Origin of the sequence: Nocardioides sp. (assembly GCF_047607365.1) — a bacterium.
In the GTDB taxonomy this organism is placed as follows: Bacteria; Actinomycetota; Actinomycetes; order Propionibacteriales; family Nocardioidaceae; genus Nocardioides.
Window position 1 is genome coordinate 44,344 of record NZ_JASGDD010000229.1, and the last position, 12,666, is coordinate 57,009.

Consider the following 12,666-nt stretch of genomic DNA (forward strand, 5'->3'; position numbering starts at 1 on the left):
CGCTGTCGGACCGTTCGCGGCGATCATTCGGTGAGTGCCAGCACCCGCTCGTGGTGCTCCGCCGGGGCACCGAAGAGGAGCTCGTCGACCTTCGCACGGCGGAGGAACAGGTGCAGGTCGTGCTCCCAGGTGAACCCGATGCCGCCGTGGGTCTGCAGCGCCTCGCTGGCCAGTGCCGAGACGCCCTCGCTGGTGAACGCCTTCGCGACGCTGACCGCCCGCGAGGCGTCGGACGTCCCCGCGTCGAGGGCCATGGCCGCGTAGTAGACGGCTGCGCGGGCGCCCTTCAGCGTGGCGAGCATGTCGGCGAGCTTGTGCTTGACCGACTGGAAGGAGCCCAGCGGACGATCGAACTGCTCACGGACCACGACGTAGTCGCGCGTCATCTCGAGGAGGCGCTCTCCGACGCCCAGCGAGTCGGCTGCCATCACCAGGGTGGCCGCGTCGCTCAGCTGGCGAGCCTCCTCCGTGGCGTAGGGGAGAAGGTGCTCGGCGGCGACGGTGACGTCCTCGAAGTCGACCCGATGCCAGCGGCGGGTCTCGTCCAGGGTGGTGCGGCGCGTCGACGCCACCGCCGTCCGTGGGACGAGGGCCAGGCAGGGCGAGCCGACCGGTCCGGCGCAGACCAGCAGCCAGTCGGCCGAGCCCGCGGCGTGGACCGCCGCCGCGGTGCCGGTGAGGACGAGCCCGTCCGCCGTCGGCTCGGCGCTCAGCTCGGATCCGTCAACCCAGGTTGCGCGGACCGCGCCCGCCATCAGGTCGTCGAGTACGCCGGCGGGGGCGGCGGGGGCTCCGCTGATCGCCCGCGCGGCCAGGGCAGACTCGGCGAACGGGCCGGGCGCCGCCGCCCGTCCGAGCTCCTCGGCGACCAGGCACAGCTCGACGATGCCTTGGCCGGCGCCGTCGAGGCGCTCCTCGACGACGAGGCCCAGCCAGCCGAGGTCGGCACCGAGGCGCCACAGCTTGTCGTCGACGTCCTGCTCGGCGTGGCCGAGCGCGCGGACGAGGGCCGGCGGACAATGCGCGGCGAGCATGCTCCGACTGATCTCGCGGAGCGATTCCTGGTCCTCGGAGACCTCGAAGTCCATGAAGCCCGTCCTTCCCGTGACGGCTCACCGGCCGGTATATGCTGCGTTAAGCGCAAGATTATCTAACTATATTCGGTTCGTCCGAGGAGTGCCATGACTGCCGAGTTCGAGACCGTCCTCTTCGAGGTGACGGAACACGTCGCGACCGTGACCCTCAACCGCCCGGAGAGGTTGAACGCGTTCAACCAGGTGATGATCGATGAGTTCCGACTGATCTGGGAGAGGGTCCGCACCGATGACGACATCCACGTGGTCGTCCTGCGGGCGGCGGGCGATCGGGCGTTCTGCACCGGCGTCGACGTCGGCGAAGGACTGCGGAAGTCGCCGAACGCCTGGTCCCAGGAGGATCCCGGGCGAGGTCTCGGGCCGAAGCAGAACAAGGTCTGGAAGCCGGTCGTCGCCGCCGTCCACGGCATGGTGGCCGGCGGGGCGTTCTACTGGATCAACGAGAGCGACATCGTGATCTGCTCCGACGACGCGACCTTCTTCGATCCTCATGTCTCCTACGGGATGACCTCGGCCCTGGAGCCGATCGGGTTGGCGCGGCGGGTCCCGCTCGGCGAGGCCCTGCGCTGGGCCCTGATCGGACTGGACGAGCGGATGTCGGCGGAACGGGCACGCGAGATCGGCCTGGTCTCGGAGGTCGTCGAGGCCGGCGACCTGTGGGTTCGCGCAGACGCGCTCGCCCGCATCATCGCGGTCAAGCCGACTGCGGCGATCCAGGGCACCGTGCGCGCCATCTGGGAGACGTTGGACCTGGACCGCGAGACCGCTCAAGCGGTCGGCTTCCACTACACCACGATCGGGAACCCGATCGGCATGCCCCAGGTCTCCCGCGCCACCTTCGTGAAACCGCGTTGGACGCTGCGCTGAGCCTCAGCCCGGGTCGGGTTCCTCGGCATGGCGGGCGATCTCGGCGGCCAGCAGGTCGGTCAGGTTGTCGGCCGGCGGCTTCGGCAGCTCGACGGCGCGGTCCCGGGTGGGCAGCAGGACGACGGCCGTGCCCGGAGTCGTCTCCTCGCCGCGCTGGTTCCAGCAACTGATCGCGAGATGCACCTCGTGGCGTCCGTCCACCTCGACCTTGTCGACCACCGTGCCGCGCACCCAGGTGGTGTCGCCGATGTAGTTGAACCGACGGTGCTCGCACCGCAGCTTGAAGAGCCACCCGTCGTCACCCATCCAGTCGGTGATCGCATGAGTCAGCCAGGTCTCGCGCATCGCTCCGTAGTCGTAGCTCATCGGAATCCCCAGCTCCTGGGCGCGGGTCGGATCCCAGTGCAACCGCTGGACCGTGTCGGGCACGTTGCGGGCGTTCGGCGGATAGAGGCCGGGCACCTTCCTCCGGACCCTGCGGGAGAGTCCGAACGCCCCGGGTGGGGTCAGTTGCATACCCCAGCCGAGATGCCACAGCACGATGTCGGTGACGAGGAGCGGCCCCTTGACCCGAGGCTGGAGCTCGTCGCCGACCCGGACGTCCTCGAAGTAGCGGGGCTCGCTCCCGCGCCGGGTCTCGGCGTCGTACGCCGCGTCGATCTCGGCCAGCGCATCGGGCTCGTACGGACTGAAGTCGACCTCGGGTGACTTCTTCTCCGACCGCCTCCTCGAGGTGTGGCGCTCGGCGTTGATCCAGGTGCCACGGCGAAGGGTGACGATCTCGCCCAGGCCGTTGGCGTAGAGGAAGTCATGGGTGACGTGGGCCGTCCGTCCGCCGAACGAACTGGGCTTGTCCGCCACGCCGACCTGAGCGCGGATCAGGTTGCAGGTGTCGCCGAGGCGAAGCGGTCGGTAGTACTCGAACTCCATCGCCGCCTGGTAGGAGCCCAGCCCGGCGAACGGGTCGCCCTTGAGCAGGTGCCTCTGTTCCTCCGTCAGGGCGGGGGCCGCGCTCTCGCCCATCGCGTAGCTGAAGTTCGGCGGGGCGATCAACGTCGCCCAGCGGGTGTTCTTGCCGTAGCCCGGATCGCAGTAGAGCGGGTTGTCGTCACCGTAGCCGTAGGCGAAGTGGCGGCTCGCGTCTCGCGTGACCTCCGTGACATGCGGGAAGTCGGTGCGCACGGGAATCCCGATCCGCTGGCGGGACCGCTCGAAGGAGACGTCGGAGAGGACGCCGAAGCCCTCGGGCGCGCTCATGCGAGCGACTCGTCGGTGCTGCTGAAGAACTGCTCCATCACGAGTGCTCTGCTGACCTTCATCGACGGCGTTCGCGGGAGGTGCTCCACGACCTTGAGCGCGACGGGACGCTGGTAGCGCGTGAGGCGGTCGGTCAGGAAGCTCATCAGCTCACTCTCCGTGGCGGGGCTCGACAAGGTGACGACGGCGGCGGGAACCTCGCCGAGCCGGTCGTGCGGCAGTCCGATGGCGCTGGCCTCGTCGACTGCGGGATGGGCGCACAGCGCGTCCTCGATCACGCTCGGGGGGATCTTGAAGCCGCCCCGATTGATCGCCCCGTCGGCGCGGCCGCGGATGAAGAGGAATCCGTCCTCGTCGACGACGGCGAGGTCGGTGGTGCGGAGCCATTCGCCCTCGCCGCCGGGCAGTTGCGGTCCGCGGGCCTCGAGCAGCCCGGTGCTCCCGGCCGCCAGCGGCTCTCCGGTGTTGGGGTCGACGGTGCGGAGCTCGATGCCGGGGAAGGCGCGCCCCACGCTCCCGCGCTTGGACGCCCCCCACTTCCGCTTCGCCTTGAGGGACCAGCCGGCGATCGCGCCGGCGAACTCCGTGGCGCCGTACGTCCCCAGCACGGGTACGTCGAAGCGTGCCTCGAACTCCTCGGCCAGCTCCGGCGGTAGGGGGGCCGTACCGGATCCGACGGCGACGACGCTCTCGAAGGTGTCCGGGGGGACGTCGGCCCGGAGAACCATCCGCAGGGCGGTCGGAGCCAGGCGAACCAGGCGGGGGCGATGGGCTCGAACCAACTCGACCCATGCGTCGACCTCGAACTTCTCGAGAAGAGCAGCGGTCCGCCCCTCGAGGACGTGCGAGATGGCGAAGTAGAGGCCACTGATGTGCGCGAGCGATGCCCACAGGATGATCGTGCCGGGACGAAGACGCGCTTCGTCCTCGCCGTCGATGCCGACACCCGCGGATCGATACGAGGCGGTGAGACGGTCGTAGCCGAGCTCGACCCTCTTGGGGCGTCCGGTCGTGCCGCTCGTCATCATCAAGATGGCCACGCCATTGGCCGGGAGTCGTGCCGGATGCGGCTCGCCGCCGGCGACCTCGACGAGGGCCGGACCGCAGGCGCTGATCATCGCGATCGCGCCGGACTGCTCGGCGGCGTCGCGGAAGGCTCCCCGCTCCCAGTCGTCGCGGTCGGCGATGATGACGTCGGGAGAGAGTTCGAGGATGTCCTGAGCGAGTCCGGCATCGCCCAGATGAGGACTCAGCGTCACCACCTGCCGTCCGGTCGCGATGGTGGCGATGATCGCCGCCATCGAGCCCGGCCGGTTCCTGAGGACGATTCCGATCCGGTCGGCGCCCGGATGGCGCGCGAGCGTCACCTCCAGCGCCGTCAGGGCGTCCCCATAGAACTGCCACGGGTAGGTCACGCCCTCGAAGGTGACCGCGGGCGCCTCGGGGTCGATCTCCAGCACCTCGCGGAGCCGGCGCGACAGGGATCGGCCGGCCGCGGCCTCGCGTGGTCCGGAGTCGTCGTTCTGCATGGGTCCTTCCCGGGTTCTCGCTGCTGAGGATGCCTTCGGCCGTCACGGCGTGGGACAGTGTCAGTGGGTAAAGAATAAAGTGTAATCAGATAACTAATCAATAGGTTCAGGTGGAACGCGTCGATCCCGATCGCTCGTCGCCCGCGCGTTGCCGGCCGCGGGGGTTCCCGTAGTCCTCGCGCCTGCGATGGCGGCTCGGTCGCCGAGCGGGAGAGCCCGGCCGGCCCGCCGGTCCATGACGAAGGCCCCCGGGACGGATCCCGGGGGCCTCACCTGCCTGTGGCCAGGGGCGGGGTCGAACCGCCGACCTACCGATTTTCAGTCGGTCGCTCGTACCAACTGAGCTACCTGGCCGGGCCGAGGCGAGAGATTACCGGACCGGGGTGGGTGGGATCGAATCGGTGCGCTCGTGCGCGTCAGGGCGACTCGAGCGCGGCCTCGGGGTCGGGGACGGTGTGGCCGAGGGCGGCGGCGGCCAGCACCCGGCTGGTGACCTCCTCGAGGGTTCCGCCCCAGGGGAGGAACGGCTTGGCGATCTGCAGGGCGGCGAGGCCGTGGGCGGCCGACCAGAGGTCGAGCGTGACGGCCACCGGGTCACCGGCCGGGAAGACGCCGGCGTCCATGCAGGCGGTCACCGCCTCGTTGAAGTGCGTCCAGGCACCGGCCTGGAGGACCGAGTCGACATCGGGGCGGGCGCAGGGGTCCATCGTCGCGAGCCGGTAGTGCTCGGGATGCTCGACGGCGAAGCGGACGTAGGCGACGCCGTACGCCCGCAGCCTCTGCAGCGCGGACGGGGCGTCGGCGCCGGCGGCGACCATCGCCGCGTCGAGCTCGTCGAAGACGTCGATGACGACGGCGCTCAGCAGCGCGTCCTTGTCCTCGAAGTGGAGGTAGAGCGACGGCGGGGTGACGCCGACCGCCTTCGCCACCGCGCGGATCGACACCGCGTCCGCCGACGGGGCCGCGGCCATCAGCGCACGGGCGGCGGCGATGATCTCGGCACGCAGCTGCTCGCCGCTGCCGCGTGGGGAACGGCGCCTCGGCGTACTCGCGGAGCTCACGGTCAGGACTCTCGCAGTCCGATGCGCTCGTGCAGGCGAGCCAGCGGGCGGGGCGCCCACCAGTTGGCGCGTCCCATGAGGCGCATGAACGCCGGCACGAGGATGCCGCGCACGAGGGTGGCGTCCATGAGGACGGCGAGGGTGAGGCCGAGGCCGAAGAGCTGCATGAACTGCACCCGGCTGGTGATCATCGCGGCGAAGACGATCGCCATCAGCGCCGCGGCTGCCGTGACGAGGCGACCGGTCCGGGCGAGCCCGAGCGCGACGGCGCGGGTGTTGGCGTCGTGGGTGTGGTCGGAGTGCACCCACTCCTCGCGGATGCGGGAGAGCAGGAACACCTCGTAGTCCATCGACATGCCGAACGCGAGGCAGAACATCAGCACGACCATGTTGACCACGAGGTAGCCGGCCGGCGTGAAGCCGAGCAGCGACGACAGGTGGCCGTCCTGGAAGACCCACACCATCGCGCCGAAAGTCGCGGTGAGGGAGAAGAGGTTGAGCACGAGCGCCTTCAGTGGCACCACGATCGAGCCGGTGAAGAGGAAGAGGATGACGAAGGTCGTCAGCGCGATCAGCCCGAGCGCCCACGGCAGGCCGGCGAGGATGCCGTCGATGGCGTCGACGTTGAAAGCTGCCCAGCCGCTCCAGTGCACGTCGGCGCCGCTCGGCGCGGAGACGGCGCGGAGGTCGCGGACCAGCTCGATGCCGGCGTGGGAGAACGGGTCGACGTCGGAGGAGACGTCGAAGCGTACGGCGTCGCCGCTGGTCCGGACGGTGACCTGGTCGACACCGTCCACCTGCTTCAGCCGCTCGACGTAGGCCTGCGTCGCGGCGGCGTCGGCGCCGCCCGTCGCGCTGACGCCGTTGAGCGCGGAGGCCGCGTTGATCGCGAAGTCGCTGCGCAGCTCGTCGCCGACCACGCGTGCGGTCTGGGCGGTGGTGAGCACCCGGTCGTCGGGGTAGCCGTAGTCGGCGCGGAGGAACGGCGAGCCGAGCAGGAGGAGCACCGCGACCACCGCGGCGCCGAAGAGGATCGGGCGGCGCATGACCCGCATGGCGAGGCGGTACCAGAACGTGTTCTCGGCGTTGCGGTCCTCGCGGGTCCGCCGGACCTTGAGCGAGTTGATCCGCGTGCCCAGCACCGCGAGGAGCGCTGGGAGGACCAGCAGCGAGGCGAGGGCGGCGAGTGCGACGACCGCCAGGCCGGCGTACGCGAAGGAACGGAGGAAGTAGAGCGGGAAGACCGCGAGGGCGGCCAGGGAGAGGGCGACCGTGCAGGCGCTGAAGAAGACGGTGCGGCCGGCGGTGGCGACCGTGGTGCGGATCGCGGCCGGGACGTCGTCGCCGTGCGCGAGCTGCTCGCGGAAGCGGCTGACCATGAAGAGGCTGTAGTCGATCGCGAGGGCGAGCCCCAGCGCGGTCGTCATGTTCATCGCGTAGATCGACACGTCGGTGAGGCTCGCGAGCCCCCGGAGGACGGCCAGCGTGCCGACGATCGCCAGGATTCCGACGCTGAGGGGGACCGCGGCCGCGACCACCGAGCCGAAGACGAGGACGAGCGCGATGGCGGTGAGCGGGATCGAGACCAGCTCGGCGCGGGTGAGGTCCTTCGACGTCTGGTCCGTGACGGCGGAGTAGGTCGCGGCGGCGCCGCCGACGCGGACGGTGGCGCCGTCGGTCTTCGCGCTCTTCGTGTTGAGGTGCTTCGCGAACCAGCCGCCGCGGGTCTGCTGGGTGTCGTCGTCGCCGCGGACGTGGGCGAGGACGAGGGCCTTGTCCCCGTCCGTGGAGACGAGAGCCGCGCGGGCCTCCTCCGGCGCCTCCCAGTACGACGTCACGTTGGACACCCACGCGCCCTTGCCCGCCAGGGTCTGGGCGACCTCCGCGCCGGCCGCCCTCGCCGACTCGGAGTCGGCGCCGGCCGGGGAGTCGACGACCACGATGAGGTTGGCCGAGCCGCCGTCGAAGTAGGTGTCGAGCTGGTCGCTCGCGAGCGTCGAGTCCGCGCCGCCGACCGTGAACCCGCCGGCCTTCAGGTGATCGGCGACGGGTGCCCCGAGGGCGCCGCCGGCGATGAGGAGGAGGGCCGCGATCGCGAGGATCCGGCGAGGTGCTGACAGCGCCACTGCTGCGAACCAGGAGAACACGAACGCCAGTTAACGGTGTTAAGTTATCGGTGTCAATGAAAATCTGGATCGGTCGCAGTTGAGCCGGTCCCGCCGACTCCCCGTAGACTCCTCGCGCTTCCCCGGATGCGCGCTGCCGCAGGACAGGGAGAGTGCCGCCCCCTTCGTCTAGCGGCCCAGGACCCCGCCCTTTCACGGCGGTAGCGCCGGTTCGAATCCGGTAGGGGGTACGTTCGGCCACACCTGATGCGCGCTATTCGAAACAGCCTGTACACGGCCGCCGTTGCTCGGACGAGTCGTGGCAACTCCTTGCTGGCGGTGCCCCCGACACGGCCAATGAGATCGCGCCTGCTGTCGCCTGGTGGGAAGATGCGGCCATGGTCGCTTCGCTGCTCGATCGCGCTATCTACTCCTATGGGGACGTGGATCGGCTCGTCGGTCTGCGCAGCGGCACCGCGCGGCGCTGGCTGGACGGGTACGAGCGCCAGGGTCGCTTCTATGACCCGGTGCTCCGACCCGAGCCCACCGGCTCCGACTCCGTGACCTGGGGAGAGATGGTTGAAGCGAGGCTTCTGGCTGAGTTTCGTGATCGAAGAGTCACCGTCCAGCGGATGCGGCCGGCGATCGTGAAGCTTCGTGAGGAGTTCGGTCGCTACCCCCTGGCGCACGCCCGCCCATTCCTCGATGTCGAAGGCCGTGAGCTCGTCCAGGTCGTCCAGCAGGCCGTGGGGCTAGACCAGGGCTTGCGGCTCGTGGTCGTCCGCGACGGGCAGTATCTCCTCACTGAGGCAGCCCAACGCTTCAGCGCTGCCGTGGAGTATGCCGACAACGTCGCCGATCTGTTGCGCCCCGACCTGCGCACCCCCGATGTGGTCATGGATCCGCGCCGGGCGTTCGGCCAGCCCGCCGTCCGCAACGTCCGCACCGACTCCCTGGCCGAGGACTACCGCGCAGGAGCCAGCCGCGAAGACCTCGCCGATCTCTACGAGCTCACCGCCGAACAGGTCGACGCCGCGATCCGTTTCGAGCTCATCGCGGGTGCCGAGCGCGCCGCCTGACCATGACAGCCCAGGCGCCGGTGTACTTCACCGACGAGAACGCCCTCGGGCTGGGCAAGCTCTTGCGCCGCACTGGACGCGACGACATCCTCTACCCCGGCCACGAGGACCTGCCCGAGATACCGGTGGGCACCCTCGACCTGGACTGGATGCCCATCATCGGTTCTCGCAACCTGGTCGTGGTGACCCGTGACAGACGCATCCGAACCCGTCCGGCCGAACTGCACGCCTACTGGGAGCACGGCATCCGGTCGGTCTGGATCGGAGCCAAGCAAGACCTCGGGCCACGCCAACAGCTCGACCTGTTCCTTCGCTACGAGGAGCGACTCCGCCGCGAGATCACCAAGCGCGGCCCTGGACCGTGGGCACTGGCCATGAGCCCCTCCGGCCTGCGCCCCCTTCGTCTACACGAACCGAACCGGGACCAACGCTGACCAGCCACGGGCAGCCGCCACAATCGCGGCGGTTTGACGCACCGCTGACGACCGGGGGGGATCCTGGGAGTCCAGCTGTCTGGCGAGCAGGCCGACTTCAACGACGATCATCGTTACGACCGCGCCATCAACGCTCGGCCTTGACGGAGGACTCCCATCGCTCGCTGGGCGGGAGAGCCCCTGATTGGTCTCCATGTGTGTGTCGGAGCCACAAGGCAAACTGTGCCCGTGGCTCAACGGAAGCAGCTCCCTGACATGTCGCCGGAGCAGGTGGTCGCGGTGGAGGACGCCCTGCTTGCCAATGCGGATCGGCTGCTCAATGCGGCCCTCGCGGTGCTCGACCTTGGAAGCTTCGGGCTTGCTCGGTCTCTCGCGATCCTCGGCATGGAGGAGTCTGGGGAGGCCATTGCGATCCACGAGCGACGGGTCGAGATGGCCTACGCCCCCGAGGGCGAGCCGTTCGTGACGAAGCAGCTCAATCAGTTGTGGGCCAGCCACCCGAAGAAGCTTCGGCTTGTCCACAGCTTCCTGGTGAACGAGCCGTACTGGTTCGACACCATCGAGCCCGACCGCGACGAGACCGCTGCCTATCTGGGGACCATCGAACGGTGGACCGAGAGGCACAACACCCTGAAACAGCAGGGCTTCTACGTCGACCTTGATGACAACGGAGATGCGCTCGCCCCGCAAGACATCGCCGAGGAGGAGTCGCTGGCAGTCGTCATCCGGCACGTTCACCAGATTGGCTGGCAGCTACGGCTCGGCGAGCACATTGAGGCGAAGCAGCAGGCCCAGTGCGCGGAGGAGATTCCGCCTGCCACCGAAGAAGAGCTGGAGGAGACACGCAAGCTGTTCAGCGACGTGAAGCCCGAGGTCCTGGAGACCGTCCTCGACGCCCAGCGCTGCGGCAAGGAGGGCCGGGAGTTGCACAACGACGCCTACCGGCTGCACCTACCCGGGCCTGACAGCAACCCGTTCGAGAACCTCGGCAAGCCGGGCTACGAGGCCGAGACGCGAGAACTGATCTGGTTGTCGGAGGATCTCGACAAGCGCGAGGAGCGGGACCGGTCGGAGCCCTAGTCCCGGCCAGTGTCGAAAGCTCCGACAAGTTGCTCTGTAGCTAGGACCTGGGCTGCACCAGCGCCGAAAGCGCCGCCGCGACACCTGATCACGGTTCTCGCTCGCGTGCCATACCGTATCGCTGCACCAGCGGCGGAGTGACGCACGGCGAGCAGGCCTTGGTCAGGACCGAGATCTCGACCCTGCGGCGTTGCCTTGTTCTAAGCCTCGCTCGCGATTCCTAAACTGGAGGTGACGAGGAAATGACCGGAGGCCGGTGACCGGCGAACGTTAAGGACACTGATGGCGCGACGTCAGATGGGGCTTCTCGCCCAGATCGAAAAGGGTGCCCTCGACGAGTCCATCCCCCTTGCCTCCACCTTGCGCAAGTGTGTGGTTCTGGGCGGCCACGCCGGCTCGAGCGAGCTGCGGGACTGGGCACGCCACGAGCTCGACGGCTACGGGGACGACGTGTCCGAGATGCCTGACTACCGGGTCATCGCTGCGCCTATCCTGGCCAACGGCATGAACGTCGCCTACCAGTTCAGGCGTCACCAACTCTCCGTGTGGGACCTACCCGACTTCGCCCAGGAGGCGTACCGCGACGGCATCAAGATGCCGATGGGAGTCGGTGAACTGGAGAAGCTCGCGGGCAACTCGAAGCCGATCGACATGCAGGCGCCGGGTATGCCGGACGTGGTCCACTACATGAACAACTTCGGGGAGTACAACGCCTCATTCGAGAGCATCTACTTCAGCGTCGCCCCGACGGCGGTCCACGGGATCCTCGACAAGATCAGAACTAACCTCGTCGCGATGGTCGCCGAGCTGCGAGCAGTCGGCGTGGGCAGCGAGGACATACCCACGTCGCTGGCTGCCGACCAGGCTGTGAACGTGATCATCAAGAAGGCCAAACGCAGCCCGATTACGATTAACAACGCCGTCGCCTCCGGGCCCGGCGCTGTTGCTAGCGCCGACCAGCAGAACACCGCCGCCGGCCAAGAGGACGAATCTCCATGGTGGGTCCACGCCGCGCGCGGATCCTGGGTCTTCCTCGTCGGTCTCGCTGGAATCATCGGCGCGTACGCAGCCGTGGCAGCTGGCAAGAACTGGTGGCCCTTCTAACAACATCGTGCGATCGATGCCTCCGCTGCGGCGCGAAAGAACGGCTGGAGACGTCCCCAACGGATGCCTGGTCGACCTCACGGGCGTCATGTCGAGGTTCATAGGACGGCGTCTCGCCGCGCTACGAACATGCGAGGTGTCTCTTAGCCCCTTTGGAGACGCCACATTCCGCGGTTGATGACTGCGTCTGAGACACCGAGTCGTCTGGCGACCCACACACGAAACACGAGGCGGTTCTTCACAAGCATCCCGTACATCTCCTGCGCCGGTGGATCGAACTGGCGGTCGGGATGCTTGATGCCGTTGTACATGTTCGCGGAGTCCCGAGCCCATGTTGTTGCCTTGAACGGGAGGACGTCTTGGACCTCACGAGCGATGTCTCGAAGGTGGTTCTCGTGCGACCGTCGACCCTTAACACCTTGTGCGACTTGGAGGCGATACCCGACGTTTTCGAGACCGATCCCGCAGTCAGCGAGGAGCCCGTCCAAGGAAGCGTCACGACTACCGATGCCGAACGTCATCGCGCTGATGCCACGGTTGAACTCGGTGCGGAGATCAAGCCATTTCCGGACTCCCGGAGCTCCGATGTCGTCATACCCGAAAAGGAAGTCGGGCTTCGATCCGCCACCGGGCCCTGGTAGCGCGCTCGTGAGCACCCTAGACCAGCGTTCGCCGATCTTCTTGCCGCTCAGGACCCGCTCGGGGTCGCGAAGATGCATCGCTGACACGCGCTCAAAGCCGAGCGGACTCCAAGCACTGAGCTGGACGAGCTGCTGGAGCGCGATGTGGATGTCGACGTGGTCGATCCACTCACGTGGCTTGGTCACCTCGGTCCGCACATAGCAAGCGTCCTCGATCGAGGTAAGCCCGGGTCCACCGGGGAGAGACCAATCGGGCCCGGTCACGACCGATAGATTCAGCCGACGGTCGGGGACTGCTGTACGGACAGGTGACATCTGATCTGCGCCGGTTGGAGCCGGCGCTGGAAGGATGTGCACCATGCCGAAGGCGTTCCCCAGGGAGTTCCGCGAGGACGTGATCAGGGTCTATCGGGAC

The 12,666-nt window shown here is 68.4% G+C and carries 11 protein-coding genes and 2 tRNA genes; 6 read left to right on the forward strand and 7 right to left on the reverse strand.

The annotated features are described in order from the left end of the window. Positions 1 to 23: 23 nt before the first annotated feature. Positions 24 to 1,088, reverse strand: a complete 1,065-nt coding sequence (locus tag QM572_RS18025) for an acyl-CoA dehydrogenase family protein (protein ID WP_415095359.1) — start codon at positions 1,086 to 1,088, stop codon at positions 24 to 26. 93 nt (positions 1,089 to 1,181) lie between these two features. Here QM572_RS18025 and QM572_RS18030 point away from each other — a divergent pair, with 93 nt between their 5' ends. Beyond that, positions 1,182 to 1,961, forward strand: coding sequence for an enoyl-CoA hydratase/isomerase family protein (locus QM572_RS18030; protein ID WP_415095360.1), 780 nt, complete (start codon positions 1,182 to 1,184; stop codon positions 1,959 to 1,961). 3 nt (positions 1,962 to 1,964) lie between these two features. Here QM572_RS18030 and QM572_RS18035 read toward each other — a convergent pair whose 3' ends face one another. The 5 genes from QM572_RS18035 to QM572_RS18055 all read right to left on the reverse strand — a co-directional run bounded on the left by QM572_RS18035 (position 1,965) and on the right by QM572_RS18055 (position 7,955). Beyond that, the gene (locus tag QM572_RS18035) at positions 1,965 to 3,218 is read right to left on the reverse strand and encodes a MaoC family dehydratase N-terminal domain-containing protein (protein ID WP_415095361.1); all 1,254 of its coding nucleotides are present in this window, start codon (positions 3,216 to 3,218) and stop codon (positions 1,965 to 1,967) included. After that, positions 3,215 to 4,747: a class I adenylate-forming enzyme family protein gene (locus tag QM572_RS18040; RefSeq protein WP_415095362.1), complete on the reverse strand. Its 1,533-nt coding sequence runs from the start codon at positions 4,745 to 4,747 to the stop codon at positions 3,215 to 3,217. The genes QM572_RS18035 and QM572_RS18040 overlap by 4 nt, the downstream gene beginning before the upstream one ends. 280 nt (positions 4,748 to 5,027) lie before the next feature. Then, positions 5,028 to 5,101: transfer RNA gene (locus QM572_RS18045), tRNA-Phe, on the reverse strand. 62 nt (positions 5,102 to 5,163) lie between these two features. Continuing rightward, on the reverse strand, positions 5,164 to 5,808 hold the full coding sequence (locus QM572_RS18050; RefSeq protein WP_415095363.1) for a TetR/AcrR family transcriptional regulator: 645 nt from the start codon (positions 5,806 to 5,808) through the stop codon (positions 5,164 to 5,166). A 2-nt stretch (positions 5,809 to 5,810) separates the two neighbouring features. Beyond that, on the reverse strand, positions 5,811 to 7,955 hold the full coding sequence (locus tag QM572_RS18055) for an MMPL family transporter (RefSeq protein WP_415095364.1): 2,145 nt from the start codon (positions 7,953 to 7,955) through the stop codon (positions 5,811 to 5,813). Positions 7,956 to 8,091: 136 nt separating this feature from the next. Here QM572_RS18055 and QM572_RS18060 point away from each other — a divergent pair. The 5 genes from QM572_RS18060 to QM572_RS18080 all read left to right on the forward strand — a co-directional run bounded on the left by QM572_RS18060 (position 8,092) and on the right by QM572_RS18080 (position 11,610). Further along, positions 8,092 to 8,164 (forward strand) — tRNA-Glu (locus tag QM572_RS18060). A 147-nt stretch (positions 8,165 to 8,311) separates the two neighbouring features. After that, positions 8,312 to 8,992 (forward strand): DUF433 domain-containing protein, encoded by a 681-nt coding sequence (locus QM572_RS18065; RefSeq protein WP_415095365.1) that lies wholly within the window; start codon positions 8,312 to 8,314, stop codon positions 8,990 to 8,992. A gap of 20 nt (positions 8,993 to 9,012) precedes the next feature. Then, entirely contained in the window at positions 9,013 to 9,426 is a 414-nt protein-coding gene (locus QM572_RS18070) for a hypothetical protein (RefSeq protein ID WP_415095366.1), read from the forward strand. A 228-nt stretch (positions 9,427 to 9,654) separates the two neighbouring features. Continuing rightward, positions 9,655 to 10,506: an AbiV family abortive infection protein gene (locus tag QM572_RS18075; protein WP_415095367.1), complete on the forward strand. Its 852-nt coding sequence runs from the start codon at positions 9,655 to 9,657 to the stop codon at positions 10,504 to 10,506. Between the two features lie 282 nt (positions 10,507 to 10,788). Further along, entirely contained in the window at positions 10,789 to 11,610 is an 822-nt protein-coding gene (locus QM572_RS18080; protein WP_415095368.1) for a hypothetical protein, read from the forward strand. 143 nt (positions 11,611 to 11,753) lie between these two features. Here QM572_RS18080 and QM572_RS18085 read toward each other — a convergent pair whose 3' ends face one another. Continuing rightward, complete coding sequence (locus QM572_RS18085; protein ID WP_415095369.1) at positions 11,754 to 12,611, reverse strand: hypothetical protein; 858 nt, start codon at positions 12,609 to 12,611, stop codon at positions 11,754 to 11,756. Positions 12,612 to 12,666 lie beyond the last annotated feature (55 nt).

Coding starts and splice junctions, on each gene's coding strand:
- QM572_RS18085 (WP_415095369.1), bottom strand. CDS start 12,611: ATGGTGCACATCCTTCCAGCGCCGGCTCCAACCGGCGCAGATCAGATG.
- QM572_RS18080 (WP_415095368.1), top strand. CDS start 10,789: ATGGCGCGACGTCAGATGGGGCTTCTCGCCCAGATCGAAAAGGGTGCC.
- QM572_RS18040 (WP_415095362.1), bottom strand. CDS start 4,747: ATGCAGAACGACGACTCCGGACCACGCGAGGCCGCGGCCGGCCGATCC.
- QM572_RS18035 (WP_415095361.1), bottom strand. CDS start 3,218: ATGAGCGCGCCCGAGGGCTTCGGCGTCCTCTCCGACGTCTCCTTCGAG.
- QM572_RS18030 (WP_415095360.1), top strand. CDS start 1,182: ATGACTGCCGAGTTCGAGACCGTCCTCTTCGAGGTGACGGAACACGTC.
- QM572_RS18065 (WP_415095365.1), top strand. CDS start 8,312: ATGGTCGCTTCGCTGCTCGATCGCGCTATCTACTCCTATGGGGACGTG.
- QM572_RS18025 (WP_415095359.1), bottom strand. CDS start 1,088: ATGGACTTCGAGGTCTCCGAGGACCAGGAATCGCTCCGCGAGATCAGT.